This window comes from Streptomyces sp. NPDC020192, from assembly GCF_044388685.1.
Lineage (GTDB): Bacteria > Actinomycetota > Actinomycetes > Streptomycetales > Streptomycetaceae > Streptomyces.
On record NZ_JBIRXG010000006.1, the window covers coordinates 161,234 to 178,343 of the forward strand.

At 71.4% G+C, this 17,110-nt stretch carries 22 protein-coding genes and 1 tRNA gene; 8 read left to right on the forward strand and 15 right to left on the reverse strand.

Translation table 11 applies throughout. The features are described 5' to 3' along the window. Positions 1 to 5 precede the first annotated feature (5 nt). The 5 genes from ACH47Z_RS14395 to ACH47Z_RS14415 are packed head-to-tail and all read right to left on the reverse strand — an operon-like array spanning position 6 to position 3,426. Positions 6 to 1,067 carry a class E sortase gene (locus tag ACH47Z_RS14395; RefSeq protein WP_399073554.1) on the reverse strand — a complete coding sequence of 354 codons (1,062 nt, stop codon included), beginning with the start codon at positions 1,065 to 1,067 and terminating at the stop codon, positions 6 to 8. Further along, a complete protein-coding gene (locus ACH47Z_RS14400; protein ID WP_399073555.1) occupies positions 1,064 to 1,702 on the reverse strand; it encodes an aminodeoxychorismate/anthranilate synthase component II in 639 nt (212 codons plus the stop codon). The genes ACH47Z_RS14395 and ACH47Z_RS14400 overlap by 4 nt, the downstream gene beginning before the upstream one ends. Beyond that, positions 1,699 to 1,860: a hypothetical protein gene (locus ACH47Z_RS14405; RefSeq protein WP_399073556.1), complete on the reverse strand. Its 162-nt coding sequence runs from the start codon at positions 1,858 to 1,860 to the stop codon at positions 1,699 to 1,701. The genes ACH47Z_RS14400 and ACH47Z_RS14405 overlap by 4 nt, the downstream gene beginning before the upstream one ends. 52 nt (positions 1,861 to 1,912) lie before the next feature. Then, complete coding sequence (locus ACH47Z_RS14410) at positions 1,913 to 2,605, reverse strand: class E sortase (protein ID WP_399073557.1); 693 nt, start codon at positions 2,603 to 2,605, stop codon at positions 1,913 to 1,915. Between the two features lie 32 nt (positions 2,606 to 2,637). Beyond that, positions 2,638 to 3,426 carry a DUF881 domain-containing protein gene (locus tag ACH47Z_RS14415; RefSeq protein ID WP_399073558.1) on the reverse strand — a complete coding sequence of 263 codons (789 nt, stop codon included), beginning with the start codon at positions 3,424 to 3,426 and terminating at the stop codon, positions 2,638 to 2,640. Between the two features lie 102 nt (positions 3,427 to 3,528). Between ACH47Z_RS14415 and crgA the strand changes: the two genes are divergently transcribed. Next, entirely contained in the window at positions 3,529 to 3,783 is a 255-nt protein-coding gene (gene crgA / locus ACH47Z_RS14420) for a cell division protein CrgA (RefSeq protein WP_399073559.1), read from the forward strand. A 259-nt stretch (positions 3,784 to 4,042) separates the two neighbouring features. On the opposite strand, the gene ACH47Z_RS14425 is transcribed toward crgA, so the two are convergent. Continuing rightward, positions 4,043 to 4,936, reverse strand: coding sequence for a rhomboid family intramembrane serine protease (locus ACH47Z_RS14425; protein ID WP_399073560.1), 894 nt, complete (start codon positions 4,934 to 4,936; stop codon positions 4,043 to 4,045). Between the two features lie 107 nt (positions 4,937 to 5,043). Beyond that, positions 5,044 to 5,574, reverse strand: a complete 531-nt coding sequence (locus ACH47Z_RS14430) for a peptidylprolyl isomerase (protein WP_399073561.1) — start codon at positions 5,572 to 5,574, stop codon at positions 5,044 to 5,046. A 189-nt stretch (positions 5,575 to 5,763) separates the two neighbouring features. Here ACH47Z_RS14430 and ACH47Z_RS14435 point away from each other — a divergent pair, with 189 nt between their 5' ends. The 3 genes from ACH47Z_RS14435 (at position 5,764) to ACH47Z_RS14445 (ending at position 8,024) form a co-directional block, all read left to right on the forward strand. Beyond that, positions 5,764 to 6,456, forward strand: a complete 693-nt coding sequence (locus ACH47Z_RS14435; RefSeq protein WP_399073562.1) for a DUF5324 family protein — start codon at positions 5,764 to 5,766, stop codon at positions 6,454 to 6,456. A gap of 180 nt (positions 6,457 to 6,636) precedes the next feature. After that, complete coding sequence (locus tag ACH47Z_RS14440; RefSeq protein ID WP_399073563.1) at positions 6,637 to 7,707, forward strand: zinc-dependent alcohol dehydrogenase family protein; 1,071 nt, start codon at positions 6,637 to 6,639, stop codon at positions 7,705 to 7,707. Between the two features lie 11 nt (positions 7,708 to 7,718). Then, complete coding sequence (locus ACH47Z_RS14445) at positions 7,719 to 8,024, forward strand: helix-turn-helix domain-containing protein (protein WP_399073564.1); 306 nt, start codon at positions 7,719 to 7,721, stop codon at positions 8,022 to 8,024. A 20-nt stretch (positions 8,025 to 8,044) separates the two neighbouring features. On the opposite strand, the gene ACH47Z_RS14450 is transcribed toward ACH47Z_RS14445, so the two are convergent. The 4 genes from ACH47Z_RS14450 to ACH47Z_RS14465 form a co-directional block, all read right to left on the reverse strand. Next, positions 8,045 to 8,509, reverse strand: coding sequence for a pyridoxamine 5'-phosphate oxidase family protein (locus ACH47Z_RS14450; RefSeq protein WP_399073565.1), 465 nt, complete (start codon positions 8,507 to 8,509; stop codon positions 8,045 to 8,047). Between the two features lie 127 nt (positions 8,510 to 8,636). Beyond that, positions 8,637 to 8,885, reverse strand: a complete 249-nt coding sequence (locus tag ACH47Z_RS14455; protein WP_399073566.1) for a hypothetical protein — start codon at positions 8,883 to 8,885, stop codon at positions 8,637 to 8,639. 589 nt (positions 8,886 to 9,474) lie between these two features. After that, complete coding sequence (locus ACH47Z_RS14460) at positions 9,475 to 10,404, reverse strand: RNA polymerase sigma factor (RefSeq protein ID WP_399073730.1); 930 nt, start codon at positions 10,402 to 10,404, stop codon at positions 9,475 to 9,477. Next, a tRNA-Ala gene (locus ACH47Z_RS14465) sits at positions 10,368 to 10,440 on the reverse strand. The genes ACH47Z_RS14460 and ACH47Z_RS14465 overlap by 37 nt, the downstream gene beginning before the upstream one ends. A gap of 182 nt (positions 10,441 to 10,622) precedes the next feature. On the opposite strand from ACH47Z_RS14465, the gene ACH47Z_RS14470 reads away from it, so the two are divergent. Together ACH47Z_RS14470 and ACH47Z_RS14475 are read left to right on the forward strand one after the other, a co-directional pair. Next, positions 10,623 to 11,171 (forward strand): helix-turn-helix domain-containing protein, encoded by a 549-nt coding sequence (locus ACH47Z_RS14470; RefSeq protein WP_399073567.1) that lies wholly within the window; start codon positions 10,623 to 10,625, stop codon positions 11,169 to 11,171. Between the two features lie 123 nt (positions 11,172 to 11,294). Beyond that, the gene (locus tag ACH47Z_RS14475; RefSeq protein WP_399073568.1) at positions 11,295 to 12,686 is read left to right on the forward strand and encodes a serine/threonine-protein kinase; all 1,392 of its coding nucleotides are present in this window, start codon (positions 11,295 to 11,297) and stop codon (positions 12,684 to 12,686) included. On the opposite strand, the gene ACH47Z_RS14480 is transcribed toward ACH47Z_RS14475, so the two are convergent. Further along, on the reverse strand, positions 12,650 to 13,987 hold the full coding sequence (locus ACH47Z_RS14480; RefSeq protein ID WP_399073569.1) for a hypothetical protein: 1,338 nt from the start codon (positions 13,985 to 13,987) through the stop codon (positions 12,650 to 12,652). The genes ACH47Z_RS14475 and ACH47Z_RS14480 overlap by 37 nt on opposite strands. A 261-nt stretch (positions 13,988 to 14,248) precedes the next feature. Next, positions 14,249 to 14,377: a DLW-39 family protein gene (locus ACH47Z_RS14485; RefSeq protein WP_003999697.1), complete on the reverse strand. Its 129-nt coding sequence runs from the start codon at positions 14,375 to 14,377 to the stop codon at positions 14,249 to 14,251. Between the two features lie 349 nt (positions 14,378 to 14,726). Between ACH47Z_RS14485 and ACH47Z_RS14490 the strand changes: the two genes are divergently transcribed. Together ACH47Z_RS14490 and ACH47Z_RS14495 are read left to right on the forward strand one after the other, a co-directional pair. Next, on the forward strand, positions 14,727 to 15,071 hold the full coding sequence (locus ACH47Z_RS14490; protein ID WP_399073570.1) for a DUF6344 domain-containing protein: 345 nt from the start codon (positions 14,727 to 14,729) through the stop codon (positions 15,069 to 15,071). A gap of 135 nt (positions 15,072 to 15,206) precedes the next feature. Continuing rightward, entirely contained in the window at positions 15,207 to 16,004 is a 798-nt protein-coding gene (locus ACH47Z_RS14495; protein WP_399073571.1) for a glycosyltransferase family 2 protein, read from the forward strand. Here the strand turns inward: ACH47Z_RS14495 and ACH47Z_RS14500 are convergent. Together ACH47Z_RS14500 and ACH47Z_RS14505 are read right to left on the reverse strand one after the other, a co-directional pair. Further along, positions 15,985 to 16,182 carry a ferredoxin gene (locus ACH47Z_RS14500; protein WP_399073572.1) on the reverse strand — a complete coding sequence of 66 codons (198 nt, stop codon included), beginning with the start codon at positions 16,180 to 16,182 and terminating at the stop codon, positions 15,985 to 15,987. The genes ACH47Z_RS14495 and ACH47Z_RS14500 overlap by 20 nt on opposite strands. A gap of 74 nt (positions 16,183 to 16,256) precedes the next feature. Beyond that, the gene (locus ACH47Z_RS14505; protein ID WP_399073573.1) at positions 16,257 to 16,730 is read right to left on the reverse strand and encodes a hypothetical protein; all 474 of its coding nucleotides are present in this window, start codon (positions 16,728 to 16,730) and stop codon (positions 16,257 to 16,259) included. Positions 16,731 to 17,110 lie beyond the last annotated feature (380 nt).

Sequence of the window (17,110 nt, forward strand, 5' to 3'; positions counted from 1 at the left end):
GAGCCCTACTCGATGAGCGCGTCCGGCTTGCCCTCGCTGCGCGGGCGTTCCTGGACCATCTTGCCCCAGACGATCAGCCGGTACTTGCTGGTGAACTCCGGCGTACAGGTGGTGAGGGTGATGTAGCGGCCCGGCTGGGTGAAACCGGAACCCCTCGGGATCGGGTCCAGCACGCTGGTGTTGGACGGCGAGGTCACCGGAAGCGTCGACGTCACCTTGTACACGAAGTACGTGTCCTGCGTCTCGACCACGACCGCGTCGCCGGGCTTGAGCCGGTTGATGTACCGGAACGGTTCACCGTGGGTGTTGCGGTGCGCCGCGAGCCCGAAGTTGCCGGTCTTCGCGTCGGGCATCGCCGTCTTCAGCGGGGCCTCGCCGTAGTGCCCGACCATGCCCTTGTCGAGCACCTTGGCGTTGCTGACGCCCTCCGCGATCGGCGCCACCACGTCCAGCTTGGGGATGTGCAGGATGGCGAAGCCCTGCCCCGGCGCGAAGACACCCGGGCTGCGCTTGCCGCTGGCCCAGTCGTCCTGGAGCTGGTGCGTCTCGCTGCCCGCCTGCGCGTGCGCACGGACGTTGGTCCACCACAGCTGGTAGGTGACGAACAGCAGCATCAGCACGCCGGTGGTGATGAACACCTCGCCGATCGCCCGGCTCGCGATCGTGGCCGGGGACGGCTTGCGCAGCCGCGCCTGCCGCCGGGCCTCCACCCGCGACAGCGGCCGGCCCGACTCCGGTGCCGTGGGAGGCGCGGTCTCCTGGCTCCCGCCGTGCCGACCACCACCACGCCCGCCTCCGTGCCCGCCCCCGCGACGCTTGGCGGCCCTTCTGCGGGCCGCACGGCCGCCAACGACGTCTCCGGGTGAGGAGGAGGCTGAAGAGCCCGCAGAGGCCCGCATGGGCTCACTCTCGGGGATCCGCAGCGCCATCGTCTCGTCGTCGAGAGGATCCCGGTACGGCTCCCGGCCCCCCGCCGCGTCCCACTGCTGCCCGAGCGCACCGGATGCCTCGTACGACTGATCCCCGTACGAGGCATCGGTCTCGCGCTCCGGGCGCAGCGCGGTCACGCCGTGGCCCTGCCCACCACCGGGGCGAGCCCCGCCGACCTCGCCACGGCACCCTCGTCGCCGCACTCCGCCAGCCAGTTGGCCAGCATCCGGTGCCCGTGCTCGGTCAGCACCGACTCGGGGTGGAACTGCACGCCCTCGACCAGGAGTTCACGGTGACGCAGGCCCATGATGATGCCGTCGTGGGTGCGGGCGGTCACCTCCAGCTCGGCCGGAACCGTGTCCGGCTCGGCGGCCAGCGAGTGGTAGCGGGTCGCCGTGAAGGGCGAGGGCAGACCCGCGAAGACGCCCTTGCCCTCGTGCTCGACCAGCGAGGTCTTGCCGTGCAGCAGCTCGGGCGCCCGGTCCACCACACCGCCGTACGCCACCTGCATCGACTGCATGCCCAGGCAGACCCCGAAGACGGGGACGCCGGTGGCCGCGCAGTGCCGGACCATCTCCACACACACGCCCGCCTGCTCGGGCGTCCCCGGGCCGGGCGAGAGGAGCACGCCGTCGAAACCGTCCTGGGCGTGCGAGGTCGCGACCTCGTCGTTGCGCAGCACCTCGCACTCGGCACCCAGCTGGTACAGGTACTGGACGAGGTTGAAGACGAAGCTGTCGTAGTTGTCGACGACGAGAATCCGCGCTCTCACTGGTTGTTCACCGTCACATCGTTGAAGGGCAGCAGCGGTTCGGCCCACGGGAAGACGTACTGGAACAGGACGTAGACCACGGCCAGGATCAGTACGAGCGAGACGAGCGCCTTCGCCCACGCGTTCCCCGGCAGATGCCGCCAGATCCAGCCGTACATGCCGTTCCTTCCGTATCCCCACGGCACCTGACTCACGCCGTACGGCACCAGACTAACGGCGCAGAGCCTCCGGTTCGCCGTCCTCCACAGGCTGGGTGGAATCGAGGTGCGCCCAGACGATCAGCCGGTGACTGTGCCCCCATTCCGGATCGCACGTGGTCAGCGTCAGATACCGGCCCGGACGCGGGTACCCGGACTTACCCGGCACAGGGTCGATGACCTGGACGTCCGTCGGCACGGTTTTGTAAGGGCCTTTGTCGATCCGATACGTGAACCAGGTCGCCCCGTCCGTGAGCACCACCGCGTCGCCCCGCCGCAGCTCGGGGAAGTCCAGGAACGGGTCGCCGTAGGTGCGCCGGTGGCCGGCCACCGCGAAGTTGCCCACCTGGCCGAGCCGGGCCGTGCCCTGGTAGTGGGCGAGCCCCTTCGCCAGCACGTCCCGGCCGGTGCCCTCCAGAACGGGCTTGTTCCACGTGAAACCGAACCGCGGGATGTACATGATCGCGAAGGCCTTGCCGTAGTGGTACGGCACCGGGTCCGTCACGGTCACCGTCTTCTCACCCGGCGTGTCGGCGGCCGGCCGCACACTCTCCTTCGACCACTGCCGGTGCAACTGGTCGATCTGGTCGCTCATGGCACCGTCGGCCCGCACGCCCGTCCAGAACAGCACATAGACGACGAAGAGCACGATCAGGGTGCCGACGGTGATGCACAGTTCGCTGAACGTCCGGACGATCACGCGCACCGGCGCCTCCGTGAAGGACGGCTGACGGATGGCTACTGCACGGGCTTGGCGTAGTGCAGATCCACTGTGCCCGAGTAGCCGGGAAGAGTCACCGTCCCGTCGTCGGTGACTTTCCAGCCGAGGCCGTAGACGTTGACGTACATCATGTAGGTCTGGATCGCCTTGCTGTCCGCGAGCGCCTGCTGGAGCTTCCCCGGGTCCCCGACCGCCGTGATCGTGTACGGCGGTGAGTAGACGCGGCCCTGGAGGATCAGGGTGTTGCCGACGCAGCGCACCGCGCTGGTGGAGATCAGCCGCTGGTCCATGACCTTGACGCCCTTCGCGCCCCCCTGCCACAGGGCGTTCACCACAGCCTGCAGGTCCTGCTGGTGGATGACCAGGTAGTCGGGCTGGGGCGCGGGATAGCCGGGGAGCTTGGCGGTGGCGTTGGGCGGGGCGTCGTTCAGGGTGACGCTGACGCCGCGGCCGGTCAGCGGCCGGGTGCCGGCGCTCGACTCCAGCCCGCTCAGCTTGCGGTCCTGCGCCTTGCTGGTGCCGCCGTCGCTCTTGGCGAGGGATTCGACGTTGCCGCGCAGGGCGGCGTTGGACTCGTCCAGGTCCTTGTTCTTGCGGCTGCGCTGCTGGATCAGGTCGGACAGCTTCAGCAGGGAGCCGTCCTGGCGGATGTCGGTGCCCTTGGCCGTGTTGAAGCTGGTGAAGAAGATGAGCCCGGCGAGAGCGAAGACGGCGGCCGTCAGGATCCGCGCGGGTCGGAAACTCAGACGGGGGCCAGGGCCGGAACCCGTTGATCCCGTCCCGGGGGAGTCGGCAGAATTGCTCAACGTACCCTTATCTCCTTCGGCGCCACGGAAGCACTACGCTAACGGACGCGCCCGACCCAGTTACCTGCGCGGCCACGCAGCGCATCGACAGGAGAGACCCTCGTGCCGAAGTCACGTATCCGCAAGAAGGCTGATTTCACGCCGCCGCCGGCGAAGCAGGCGCAGGCGATCAAGCTGACCAGCCGTGGCTGGGTCGCGCCCGTCATGCTGGCCATGTTCGTCATCGGTCTGGCCTGGATCGTCGTCTTCTACGTGACCAACGGCTCGCTGCCCATCGACGCGCTGGACAACTGGAACATCGTGGTCGGCTTCGGCTTCATCGCCGCCGGCTTCGCCGTCTCCACGCAGTGGAAGTAGCTCTGCCCAGGGCTCTCCGCTGAGTTATCCACAGGCCAGGGGTGCTGTCCACATCTCCCTGGGGAAAAGAAACTACGATCTGTGGATAACCCATCGGGCATTGACGCCGGTGTGACTGACCTACCGGCCCTCACACACGTGTGCGCCCCCTGCCTGACCTGCGGAAACACATCCGAGCGACAGGGGGCACAGCCGTGCTCGCACGGTCTGCACAAGATCCGGCACACCCTGTGGACAACGGTTCGGTATCAGACTCGGATCAGGTCAGCTGAGCGGTTCTGACCAGCGTGAGCACCACCACGACGGCGAGGACGACGGCGCAGGCGCCGTACTGGATCAGCGTCCGCTTCTCACGCGGGGCGTGGACCATGGCGTAGCCGACGGCGACACCGGCGACCAGGCCGCCGATGTGGGCCTGCCAGGCGATGTTCGCCCAGGTGAAGGTGATGATGAGGTTGATCACCAGCAGGGCGATGATCGGCCGCAGGTCGTAGTTGAGCCGGCGCATCAGCACGCCGGTCGCGCCGAAGAGGCCGAAGATCGCTCCGGAGGCACCCAGTGACGGTTGATTGGGCGCGGCGAGCAGATAGGTGAGGGCGCCGCCCGCCAGGCCCGAGACGAAGTAGAGGGACAGATAGCGGGCCCGGCCCAGGGCGGCTTCCAGGGGGCCGCCGATCCACCACAGGCTGAGCATGTTGAACAGGATGTGGGTGATGTTGCCGTGCAGGAACATCGCGGTCAGCAGGCGGTAGTACTGCCCCTCGGCGACGCCCTCGAAGGGGCCGAACTGGGAGTACTGGGCCCGGCCGATCAGCTCGAAGTGCTCGGTGACGGTGTCGCCGATGGCCTGCTGCGCCAGGAAGACGGCGATGTTGATGCCGATCAGTATCTTGGTGAGGAGCCGGGGGTCGGCGGTCATGGTGCCGCCGGTGATGGTGCGCGGCCTGGCCGCGGTCGGGGCGTGTCCGGTGCCGGATCCTGCGCGCACGCACTCGGGGCACTGGAAGCCGACCGAGGCGCTGATCATGCATTCGGGGCAGATGGGGCGTTCGCAGCGGGTGCAGCGCACGCCGGTCTCGCGGTCCGGGTGCCGGTAGCACCCGGGCACGCTGTGGGCGGCGCCGCCCTGCGTACTGCCTTCGGCCTGGTCCATCGGTTCCCCTTGCTCGTCGTGGGCCGCCCCCGCAAGTGCTCCGCCCCGCTCATCCTTGGTACGGACGAGCGGGGCGTTTGGTTCCCCACGGGGCCGGGGTGCGGTGATCAGCCCTGGCGTGTCTCGACGACGACCGACTGTATGACGACGTCGTCGACGGGCCGGTCGTTACGGCCGGTCGGCACGTTCGCGATCTTGTCGACGACCGCTTGGCTGGCCCTGTCGGTGACCTCGCCGAAGATGGTGCGTTTGCGGTTCAGCCACGTCGTCGGGGCGACGGTGATGAAGAACTGTGAGCCGTTGGTGCCGGGGCCGGCGTTGGCCATGGCCAGCAGGTACGGCCGGTCGAAGGTCTTCTCCGGGGAGTACTCGTCGTCGAACTGGTAGCCGGGGCCGCCTATGCCGGTGCCGAGGGGGTCGCCGCCCTGGATCATGAAGCCGCTGATGACGCTGTGGAAGATCGTGCCGTCGTAGAGCGGCCTGGTGGTCTTCTCGCCCGTGCCGGGGTGGGTCCACTGACGCTCGCCCTTGGCCAGTTCGACGAAGTTGCGGACCGTCACCGGCGCGTGGTGCGGGAAGAGCTCGACCACGATGTCGCCGTGGTTGGTCTTCAGGGTGGCGTACAGCTGCTCGGCCACGGTCTGCCTTCCCTTGTCTTGCTGTGACTCCCCGATCCTCGCACGGTCCTGGGTGTACGTCGCCGGGCGGTGGAAGAGGAATCGGCACCCATATGCCCGCCCTCACGTGCCGCGCGGGCCGTTTGCAGGCATGATCCGTAAATGGGTGGAAAGTCGAAATACCGTACGCCACCGAGGAGGAGGAAACCCGTGACCCGCATTGACAGCGTGCGCGCCGCGACCGGCTCGGCGAAGGACAGCGTGCTGCACGCCGCGGAAGTGGTGGCGCCCTACGCCGACACGGCCAAGGAGCGTGCCGCGCTCTACGCGCAGGAGGCACGCGTACGGCTGGCGCCCGTGATGTCGCAGGCCGCTGAACAGGCCCGCGTGCAGTACGACGCCCGGCTGGCCCCGCGTCTGGAGCAGGCCCGTGCGCATGTGCCGCCGAAGGTGGACCTCGCCGCGCAGGAGGCTGCCGTCCGCACCCGCAGGGCCGCTCGGCAGGCCGCCGAGTACTCACGCCCGAAGATCGAGCAGGCCAGGTCCGCGGCCGCGCCGGTACGGGACGAGGCCGCCGCCCGTGGCGCGGCCGCCCTGGCCGCGCTGCGCGGGCATGTGTCGGCCGAGGACATCCAGAAGCTGGCCCGCAGGAACCAGCGCCGTTGCCGGGGTGCCCGTGCCGTCAAGGGGCTGGCCGTGCTGGCGCTGCTGGCCGGTGGTGCCTTCGCGGCCTGGAAGTGGTGGGACAAGCAGGCCAACCCGGACTGGCTGGTCGAGCCCCCGGCCGCGACGGAGGTCCCCGAAGGGGGCCGCCTCACCTCGGCCGACGCCTCGCCTCTGGACCCGGAGGTCCAGGCGAAGCAGGCGGAGGAGGAGAGGGGGAACGGGGAGGACCGGGAGTAGCTCCCACGCCCTGTTTCACGTGAAACCATCACTGCCGACTCTCACCTTTGATGGGCACCGTCCGGCCGCGCGCCTGGGCCGGACGGCCCAAGCGGCATTGTTCGCCCTCCGGCGAAGCTGAACGTGCGGGATGTTCCGGGGTTACGGATCCCCGCGACGGACCGACCGGTGAGGGGCGCCATGAAGGGCTTTGTCTTCCACGGTGTCGGGCAGGCGTCCTGGCAGGACGTCCCGGATCCCGGCCTCAAGGAGCCGACCGACGCGATCGTGAAGGTCGACGCCGTCACCATCTGCGGGACGGACCTGCACATCCTCGGGGGCGACGTACCCGAGGTGCGGCCCGGCACGGTGCTCGGCCATGAGGCGGTCGGCGAGATCGTCGAGACCGGCGGCGACGTACGCACCGTGCGGCCCGGGGACCGGGTGCTGATCTCCTGCATCACCTCCTGCGGCCGCTGCCGGTTCTGCCGGGACGGCTCCTACGGTCAGTGCCGGGGCGGCGGAGGCTGGATCCTCGGCCACCTCGTCGACGGCACCCAGGCGGAGTACGTCCGCGTCCCCTATGCCGACCTGTCCGTGCATCCGCTGCCGGGCACGGTGCGCAGCGAGGACGCCGTCCTGCTCGCGGACATCTTCCCGACCTCGTACGAGGTGGGTGTCCTCAACGGGCACGTGCGGCCGGGCGACACGGTCGTGATCGTCGGTGCCGGTCCCATCGGGCTCGCGGCGGTCGCCACGGCCGGGCTGTTCTCTCCAGAGCGGATCATCGCCGTCGATCTGGTCCCGGCCCGGCTGGAGGCCGCCCGGCGGCTCGGCGCGGACGCGGTGGCCGACGTACGGGAGGCGCCTGACCAGCTGGTCGACGATCTGACCGAGGGGCTCGGCGCGGACGTGGTCATGGAGGCGGTGGGTGTGCCGGAGAGCTTCGAGCTGTGCGCCCGGATGGTCCGTCCCGGCGGGCACCTCGCCAACATCGGTGTGCACGGCCGGCCGGCGACACTGCACCTCGAGGACCTGTGGGCCAGGAACGTGACGATCACGACCGGCCTGGTGGACACCCGCTCCACGCCGACCCTGCTGCGGATGGCCGCGGCCGGCCGGCTGCCGACCGGGCAACTGGTCACCCACACCTTCCCGCTGGAGCAGATGGAGGAGGCGTACGACGTCTTCGCCAAGGCCGCCGAGACCGGCGCGCTCAAGGTGGTGCTCGGTGGGGAACAGCACGCGGAAGTGGCCGTTCCCGCGGCCTGATCGAGCGTGACGTGGCGGCGGAGGCGCCGCTGGGCGATCTGGGCCGCCGCCTGGCCGCCCGCCGCACACAGCTGGGCCTGACCCGGGATGAGGTGGCGGCGCGGGCGGACCTCACGGTCGGCTTTCCTGGCTCGCTGATCAGGCTGGCCGAGGTGCTGGAGACCACCGTCACGGACCTGACCGGCGGCGCCGTCGACCTGCCTCCCGGCCCCGGACGTGCCGCACGGGAGCCCCGCTTCACGAAACTGGGCCCCGCCGAGTGCCGGGTCCCTGCCGGGCTCGCACGGCGTGGGCCGGCCGGCCGTGCCGACGAGTGATGGACCGTTGATCGTGCCGGTCAACTACAGCGTCGTTCACCGGGCCCGGCGGACGCGCCGGCGAGCCGGACGCCGGTGACCAGCTCGGGTCGGATGCGGACCGCCTGGTCCATGCCGTGCTGCGGCACCCAGGGAGTCACCATCCCGCGGATGCGCGCCAGTTCGGCGGGGTCGGTGACCAGGCGGGCGTAGCCGGTGACGACCACGCTCCAGCCGAGGTGGGTGTCGGGGTCGATGGCGTCGGCCTCGTAGGCGACGACCACGCCGGTGCCGGCGGCCTGCCGGGTCCGTGAGGTCAGGGCCGTGGCTTCGCACGTACGGATCACGATGTCGCCGCCGTCCAGGACGTGTTTGACCGGGCGGACGGTGGGCAGCGCCTGCCGGGTGAAGACGACCCTGCCCAGGGGCACGCTGCCGAGCAGGCGCAGTGCCTCGGCCGGGTCGAGGTCGATACGGCGGTGCGGTACATCGTGAGAAGGGATCATGGCTGGCTTCTTCGCGGGTGCGGGAGGTTCGGGCCGCTCATGACTGCACTGTCGCCCGTGGCCCTGTGCCGCTCCAGTGCCGTTCGGCCTCGGCCGAGGGCCGGTCGTCCCCGCACTCCTCGTGTGGTCAGGCCGCCTCGCCGAGGGGCGCCTCCTCGGGGACGGGTGGTTGATGCCGTGGCATGAGCAGTACGGTCGCGGCGGCCAGTGCGACGCCGACGCAGGAGAGGTTCATCATCGCCACGATGCCCAGCGTCCCGCTCAGCGGCGAGCCCGCCACCATGCCCAGCGGGGAGGCCCCGTCCTGGAGGAAACCGCTGGTGGTGTCCGAGGGTCTGCGGTGAGGTGTGCAGGACCTGGCCCATGTACGGCGCACCGGCCGCGAGCAGGGTCGCCGGCCAGGTGTTGTGCCGGACCTCCGCGGCGCCGGCGCGTATCTCGTCGATCAGCCGGCGCACCTGGCCGCCCTGTGCCCCGGTCCTCGGGCTCGCCGTCATGGGGGGCCGGTACCGGATCCTGGACAGACACAGTGCCAAGCACGCGTAGCCGACCGCGTCGAAGGCGACGACCACCGTGAACCCCAGGCCGCCATGGACGGCGCCTCCCAGCGGGCCGCCGACGAGCCGGATGGCCCCGGTGATCAGGGCGTTCAGGGAGTTGGCCGCGTGCAGGTCGCTTCCACGTCCGACGAGTTCGGGCAGCGGGGCGGCGGCGGCCGGGGTGAACAGCGCCGATCTGATCCGCAGGGTGGCGGTGTCGCTGATGCTGTGGGCGAACAGCCCGGACCAACTCCCGTCCGACGGCGCCGCCGATGGCAATGTCGACCTCAAGTAGGAGTAGAGAACTCCTACTTGAGGCTGGCCGACAGGGCGGCCAGGACCACGAAGAACCGCACGCGGTAGGCACGCCGCCCGCACCGCACCGGTCGGTGCGCCACGGATCGTCCGTGGCGCACCGGCGCCGCGTCATCGGCCCTGCGCATCGAGTCGGAGCGCCTTGCGCACTCCCGGACTCAGGGCCACGTGGTTGTCCTTCCCGGCGACCGCCGCACCGCCCTCGACCTCGTACCAGCCCTGCGTGGTGTTCACCAGGACATAACGCCCGCCGGCGCCCCTGTCGAGCAGGAGGACGTACTCCTGCCCGGCGATGAATCCGACGGTCCCGGGCCCGGAACCGGGCGTCGTGTAGGCCACCTGGATGGAATCGCCCGAGGTCTCGCCCTTGGCGGTCGCCACCACCTTCGCCGAGGCCACCGTCGTGCTGACGCCGTCGACGTCCTCCTCGTGCCCGGCGCCGAGCCGCGCCCGTACCATCACCTTCGCCGCGCCTTCCAGCTTGGCCGTGCTGCCGTAGTAGGGCTCGTCGACCATGGCGTCGCCGCCCGGTCCCCTGCCCGGCCCGGCGTGGCGGCCGGCCGGTGCGGCCTGGTGGCTGCCCGGCCCGGCCGGGTCGCCGTGGAGGCTGAAGAAGGTGACGCCGCCGTCGGCGATGGTGCGGTGCAGCTCCGTCAGGCGCGTCATCGAGCGGTGGTGGTTGCTCAGCAGGTTGCGCGTGGTGACGAAAAGCCACCCGGTTCCCACCTCATGACCTGCCGTCATGCGCTCCCACGCGGTACGGAAGACCTCGGCGGTCAGTTCCTCCGCCGCTCCTCGGTCGCCCGACCGCCGGTGCACATAAGCGCACACCCGTGGGTGGTCACGGACATACAAGGCCGTGAATCGCGCGGTGCGCTCACGGTCGCTCCGGGTCCTCAAGGGCTCCACACCTCTTCTGTGTCGTGGACCCGGTGCATCCTTACCGACGGGAAGAAAAAGACCCCTCCAACCGCGTTTCCGCAGGTCGGAGGGGTCATCCAGGGTGGAGCCTAGGGGAGTCGAACCCCTGACATCCGCCATGCAAAGACGGCGCTCTACCAACTGAGCTAAGGCCCCGGGAAGCAGCGGCCGGCCGGAGGAATCGTGTTCCGACGGGCGCCGGACACCAGAGTACCGGGTCACCCCCCGTATCCCGCAAAAAGATTGGGGGTCCCCGCGGATGACCACTCTCCGTAAGATGCTCGGCGTGGTTCGCTACAGCGAACCGCGGTTTTCAGGGGAAGCGATGGGGAGACGCAATGGACGCCGCACAGCAGGAAGCCACCGCCAGAGCGCGGGAGCTGCAGCGGAACTGGTACGGAGAGCCGCTGGGGGCGCTCTTCCGTAAGCTCATCGAGGATCTCGGCCTCAATCAGGCCCGTCTCGCGGCGGTCCTCGGGCTGTCCGCTCCGATGCTCTCGCAGCTGATGAGCGGCCAGCGGGCCAAGATCGGCAATCCCGCCGTGGTCCAGCGGGTGCAGCTGCTGCAGGAGCTGGCGGCCCAGGTGGCGGACGGCAGCGTCAGCGCCGCCGAGGCGACCGAGCGCATGGAAGAGATCAAGAAGTCGCAGGGGGGCTCCGTGCTCAGCAACACCACCCACACCACGAGCGGTTCGGGCGCGCCGACCGTCAAGCGGGTGGTCCGCGAGATCCAGTCGCTGCTGCGCTCGGTGGCCGCCGCCGGCGACATCATCGACGCAGCGAACAGCCTCGCCCCGGCCCATCCCGAGCTGGCGGAGTTCCTCCGCGTCTACGGCGCCGGCCGCACCTCCGACGCCGTCGCCCACTACCAGTCCCACCAGAGCTGACTCCTCGGAGAGACAGAAACCGGTGGGGGCCGAGTGACTGAGGGGGCAGGGGGGTAGCGAGGGTAGTGGGGGGCTTGGCGGTCGGGGGACATCGCGGGCTAGGGGGAGGAGCGGCGGGCTGCCATGGGTGAGGTCTTCGCCGGCCGGTACGAACTGGCCGACCCGATCGGACGGGGTGGCGTGGGCGCCGTATGGCGTGCCTGGGACCACCGCCGACGCCGTTATGTGGCCGCCAAGGTGCTCCAGCAGCGCGACGCCCACTCCCTGCTGCGCTTCGTGCGCGAGCAGGCCCTGCGCATCGACCACCCCCATGTCCTCGCCCCGGCCAGCTGGGCCGCCGACGACGACAAGGTGCTGTTCACCATGGACCTGGTCGCCGGTGGCTCGCTGGTCCACCTCGTCGGCGACTACGGCCCCCTGCCGCCGCCGTACGTGTGCACCCTGCTCGACCAGCTCCTGTCCGGCCTCGGCGCCGTCCACGAGGAGGGCGTCATCCACCGGGACATCAAGCCCGCCAACCTCCTCCTCGAAGCCACCGGCACCGGCCGCCCCCGGCTGCGGCTGTCCGATTTCGGCATCGCCATGCGGCTCGGCGAACCCCGCCTGACGGAGACCAACCTCGTGGTGGGCACGCCCGGTTACCTCGCCCCCGAGCAGCTGCTCGGCGCCGAACCCGACTTCCCGGCCGACCTGTTCGCCGTGGGCCTGGTCGCCCTGTATCTCCTCGAAGGCGCCAAGCCGGACGCCAAGGCGCTCGTGCAGTACTTCGCCGAGCACGGCACGCCCGGCCCGCCCAAGGGCGTCCCCGAACCGCTCTGGCAGGTCGTCGCGGGCCTGCTCCAGCCCGACCCGGCCGCCCGCTTCCGCACCGCCACGGGTGCGCGCAAGGCGCTCGCCTCCGCCACGGAACTCCTGCCGGAGTCCGACCTCGACGACGAGCTGATCGAGATCTTCGACCAACTCGGCCCGCTGCCCGCGGGGTTCGGCCCGGACGGCCCCCTCGCCCTGGCCTCCGGGGTGGCCGGGGAGCTGGTCCCGGGAGCGGATACAGCGGATACGGCGGACACGGACGCGGGTGGCGAAGCGACAGGCACCGGCTCCCTCTCCGACACCGGAAGCTTCCGGCTGCCGCCACCCCAGGGCACCTCCACCCCCACTCCCATCCCCACCCCCGCCCCCGCCCCCGCCCCCGAGCCGTACGTCTCCCCCCACACGCCGGCGGATCCGCCCCCGCCCGCCTATCCACCCGCCCGGCTCCCGTCCCCCACGCCCCATCCCCTGGCCCCCTGGCACGCCGGTCCGGTCCCGGGCGAGCCGTCCCTCACCGCCTCGTACACCACCCGGGACCCGCAGCCCCCAGCCCTGCCTGTTCCCCCCGTCCCGGCCCACGGCCGTCGCGGCCGCCGGGCGCGTCGGCAGCGCAGGCCCGGGCCGCCCGCCAAGGCCGTGATACCGATCCTGCTACTGGCGCTGGCCTGCTACGCGGTGGGTTTCTGGGCGCTGGCCCGGGTCTGAGGCCGGCGGGCCGCCAGGGTCCACGCGCCGAGCACCAGCAGGAGCAGTGTGCCCAGGCCGATGCCGCCGGCCGCGACCAGCTTCATGACCGGGTCGCCGCCGCCCCCGGTGCCCGTCGGGCCCCCGCTGCCCCCGCCGCTCCCGGTGAGCGCGGCCGCCCGGTCCTCGTCCGTGACCGTGAAGAGGTCCACGGGTACGGGCCGGCCGGCGTACTCCGGCCCCGCGTGGGCATGCCCGGCCACCCGGACCCGCAGGGTCACGGGGAACGGCCCCCGCCCGAACGTCCCGGTCAGCTGCTCGCTGAGGTGCAGCACCAGGTAGTAGTCGCCGGCGAAGCGGACGGAGGTCACCGCGGCGGGGACGGCGTAGCGGTTGGCGTACTCCACCGGCGGGACGGGGGCGAGCACGGCGGGCTTGCGGGTGCCGGTGTAGCCGAGGACGGTGTCCTCGACGAGGCCGCGGACGGGGTTGTGGAGGGAGAGGGTCAGGGCGCCGCCGACGTAGCCGTGCCCTGCGGCGTCGCCCAGCTCGGCGGAGGCCGCCAGCTGCCGGCCCCAGTCGAGCGGCACCTTGTAGAACCGTGTCTCGCCGGGTGTCAGCTCGGTGCGCCAGACCCCCTGGCCCAGCGGGCGGGCGGAGGCGAAGCCGGCGCCGCCGGTGCGCTGTGCCGGGGTCCCGTCGAGCGGCTCGGGTGTGGCGGAGTCCCAGGTCTCCGGCGCGGTGGTGGCCCCGGCGCGTGCCGGGCGCGGTTCCGTGGCGGGCGCGATCTCCAGGTCCCAGGGCCCTGCCGAGGCGGCGCCCCCGGTGCCGAGGCGCTGGACGGTCACGTAGTACGTGCCGCCGCCCCGGCACATCGAGTGGCCGGTCTCGCGCTGCCCGAGCGCGGTGACGGGGCGCGGGCTGAGTCCGGCGCCGAGGCGGGCGTCGGCGTAGGAGCAGCGCGTGCCGTGCGCGTCCTGGACCGTCACGCTGATGCCGTCGGTGCTGGCGACGGTCGCGTTCGCGGGCGGTACGGCGGTGACGGGGACGTACGCCGTGTCCGCGGCCGTCAGCCGGAGCCGGTAGTAGAGCCTGCCGTCGCCCGGCAGGGAACTGCGGTAGACCCGGCCGGCCTCCAGCCGCCCGGCGTCCGCGGTGGCGTCCCCGCCCGCGACCGTACGGGCGCCGGGCGCGAAGGCGTACGGCTCGTCGCCGCCGGCGGCGGCCGCCGGGGTGCCGGGCAGCGTGACCAGGGCGCAGAGCCCCGGCAGCAGCAGGGCCGACCACCACGCCGTACGCCGTCTCAGCCCTCGCCCCCGCACGTGCCGGCCTCCCTGTCGTCGCCCGCCTCGTCGCCCGCCGTGATGTCACCGCCGTACCGGACCGTGCCCATCCTGCCCCGCGCACCCCTGTGCCATCCGGGGAACGCGTACGGCCGTCCGAAACACCCGGCACCGTCCGACGGGATCCGTACGACGGCCCGTCGGCCCCGTGCGACGCCTAACCCACCCCGCGCGCCCCCGCAAACGCAGAACCCCGGCCGCTCGGGCAGCCGGGGTCTGTTCAGATTCTGGTATCGGCACTCACGAACCCGTGGGCACGGAGTCAGTCGCCTCCGTCCACAGATCCTGCTCGGCGCGATCCGCCTGGATCTGGCGGTACACGAGGAGCCCGCCGATGGCGGCCAGTGCGACCAGGAGCAGCTTCTTCACCGCGCGACCTCGTCTTTCCTTGACGTAGGGGACCTCTGGCGCCCGACTATACACACCGGCCGATACCGAACGGTGACCTGCGCCGGAGCTCAACTCCCGCCTCCAGCAGCGCGATACGGCAGGTCCGGGGCCGATCCGATCGGAGGGTGATCACACCCGCACGGACGGTTACTTTGCTCCCTCTTCGCTCGTCCTCACCTGCTTTGCGGGGTTTTCCGACCCGCTTGCCGCCATCCGGGTGGTGTTCATCGGAACATCGACGCGCCACGGGCGTCGGTCCCCCACTTCGCGACCCGCATACACATCATGAGGAAAGTACGCAAATCGCCCAACCCGAAAGTGAGGGGCCATGGCCCAGAACAAGGTCATGAAGCTGTGGACCGCCATCGTCACCGCCTTCCTCGCGCTGTGCACGGCGCTCGGACTCGTCGCCGCCGCGACCGCCACGACCGCGACGGCCGCGCCCCGGACCGAGACCCCGAGCACGGACGGCGCGGAGCGGACCGCTCCGACGATCCCGGCGCCACGCCACTGGGCCTGGTCCCATGCCAGGGCCCTGCCCCCCACGATGAAGCAGCGGATCCGGGCCGAGGCCCACGGCAAGACCCCCAGCTGCCGGCACCGGACCCCCGACACGGAAGCGGAGAGCACGGCCGCACTCGACCACCCCTCGTCGGCCTCCCTCGACTGCTGATACCCGCCCGCTCCGCACCGCCGCAGCCGTCTCGACGAAAAGGCGACTTGCGTACCATCAGTCGACACGGAACGACCCCCGGCCGGGCTCGGCCGGGGGTCTCGCGTTGTTCAAGGCGTTGCAGCCGGAAGGGTGGTGAGTGCTGCCGTGATACGGCGCGTCACCGTTGTCACCGCGGTCCACGGCCCGTCCGCGCCGTTCCTGCCCGACGCTTACGCGTCACTGGGCGCACAGCGGCTCCCCGACGGCTGGGAGTGGGACTGGGTGATCCAGCAGGACGGTACGACGGACGAGGTCCGCCCCCACGTCCCCGACGACACGCGCGTCAGCTTCCGGCAGGGCCGGGCGGGCGGGCCCGGGGTCGCCCGGACGATCGCGCTGGCGCGCGCCGAGGGCGAGTACGTCAAGGTCCTGGACGCCGACGACCGGCTCACCCCGGGCGCGCTGGCGCGTGACGTGGCCGTACTGGAGGCCGACCGCACCCTCGGCTGGACCACCTCCCGGGTCCTGGACCTGCTGCCCGACGGCTCCACGCTGGGCTTTCCCGGCGATCCGGACGACGGCCCGCTCGAACGCGGTGCCGTGCTCGACCACTGGAAACGCCACGACTTCCGCCCGCCGGTCCACCCGGCGTCCCTGTGCGTCCGCCGGGACCTGCTGACCGCCCTGGGCGGCTGGATGGCCCTGCCCGCCTCCGAGGACACGGGCCTGCTGCTGGCGCTGAACGCGGTGAGCCGCGGCTGGTTCTCGGCGGAGGCCGGCCTGCTGTACCGCAAGTGGGAGGGCCAGGTCACGGGCCAGGCGTCGCATGTCGACCCCGCCGAACGCGCGGCGCGGACGGCGGTGGCGGAGGCCAGGGCGCGGGCGCTGGCGGACTTCGGCTGGGTCTACCCACCGGCGCCGTCCGGCGTGTCTACTCCGCCTGTTCCCTGAGCACGATCGCCTGCGACGGGCACTTCTCGGCCGCTTCCCGGACCTCCGGGTCGCCGCCGGATTCCGCGCGGCCGGGCCGTACGACGCCGTACCCGTCCTCGAACGCGAACACGGCCGGTGCCCGGTGCGCGCACTCGGCGGAGCCGTAACACAGGGCGCGGTCGACGGAGACCTTCATGCGTCCTCCAGTCGTGTGATGACTTCCAGGACGTCACTGCCCCACGAACCGCGCGCCGAACCAGCCCCGTCGCCCTACCGCTGTCCGCCCGCGGCCGAGAGCCAGTGGGCCACCCGGCGGACCGTGGGCTCGTCCAGCAGGTCGGCCAGCGCCCGGACCGCCTCGTCGTCCTCGGGGCCCAGGTCGTACAGGCCCGCCTTGCCCAGGGCGGCCATCAGCACCTGGTGCCGGCGGTCCGTCATGCGTTCCGCGAGCCTTTCCGGTTCGGCGGCCGGTGCGGGTACGTCGGCCGAGCCGGCGGGCGCCTCGGCGGTGGCCGGGGTGTCGTAGAGATGCCAGGCGCCGTTCTCGGGCCCCCACAGGGCGACGGTCGCCTCCTCGCCGCGCGCCCGCACGGTCCGGGTCATGTCCGCGACGGCGTAGAGCACGGGAGCCCGGTCCGGGGACTCGGCGCCCACCGTCCAGGAGTCCTGCGCCGACTGGTGGAACAGCGCGACCCAGCGCGGAGCGCCGGGCGGGCACGGGGGACGCTTCTCCGCCTTCTCCATGACACTCACCCCTTCGGGAACGGCCGACCGGCCCGTACCGTAACTGACGGCACGTCAGATAGCCAGGTACCCGCAACGGGCTGGATCTGAGCGGAAATGAGCGCATCCTGGCGAAAAGTTGACGGATGAGTCCTGTATGAGCCAGGTATGAGTCCGCCGCCCGCTCGGCACCGGTCCCTCCCCTCGTGGGGACCGGTGCCGAGCGGTGCGGGGCTGTCGGCCCGTGACGCGTCGGCTCGTCACGGGTCGCTGAAGGGGAGTCGGCTGCCGAAGTGGTCGCGACATCACGCGACGTTCTCGCAGCCGCTCCCTGCTGCGGAGCCCGCTCGCCCACCCCCGGTGGAAGTTGGCCGAGATCGTTCGACGACACGGTCTGTCGG

Excerpts from the sequence above, each read along its gene's own strand:
- ACH47Z_RS14425 (WP_399073560.1), bottom strand. The coding sequence starts at position 4,936 with ATGGACCAGGCCGAAGGCAGTACGCAGGGCGGCGCCGCCCACAGCGTG.
- ACH47Z_RS14440 (WP_399073563.1), top strand. The coding sequence starts at position 6,637 with ATGAAGGGCTTTGTCTTCCACGGTGTCGGGCAGGCGTCCTGGCAGGAC.
- ACH47Z_RS14475 (WP_399073568.1), top strand. The coding sequence starts at position 11,295 with ATGGGTGAGGTCTTCGCCGGCCGGTACGAACTGGCCGACCCGATCGGA.
- ACH47Z_RS14470 (WP_399073567.1), top strand. The coding sequence starts at position 10,623 with ATGGACGCCGCACAGCAGGAAGCCACCGCCAGAGCGCGGGAGCTGCAG.
- ACH47Z_RS14460 (WP_399073730.1), bottom strand. The coding sequence starts at position 10,404 with ATGGCGGATGTCAGGGGTTCGACTCCCCTAGGCTCCACCCTGGATGAC.
- ACH47Z_RS14450 (WP_399073565.1), bottom strand. The coding sequence starts at position 8,509 with ATGATCCCTTCTCACGATGTACCGCACCGCCGTATCGACCTCGACCCG.
- ACH47Z_RS14505 (WP_399073573.1), bottom strand. The coding sequence starts at position 16,730 with ATGGAGAAGGCGGAGAAGCGTCCCCCGTGCCCGCCCGGCGCTCCGCGC.
- ACH47Z_RS14500 (WP_399073572.1), bottom strand. The coding sequence starts at position 16,182 with ATGAAGGTCTCCGTCGACCGCGCCCTGTGTTACGGCTCCGCCGAGTGC.
- ACH47Z_RS14405 (WP_399073556.1), bottom strand. The coding sequence starts at position 1,860 with ATGTACGGCTGGATCTGGCGGCATCTGCCGGGGAACGCGTGGGCGAAG.
- ACH47Z_RS14490 (WP_399073570.1), top strand. The coding sequence starts at position 14,727 with ATGGCCCAGAACAAGGTCATGAAGCTGTGGACCGCCATCGTCACCGCC.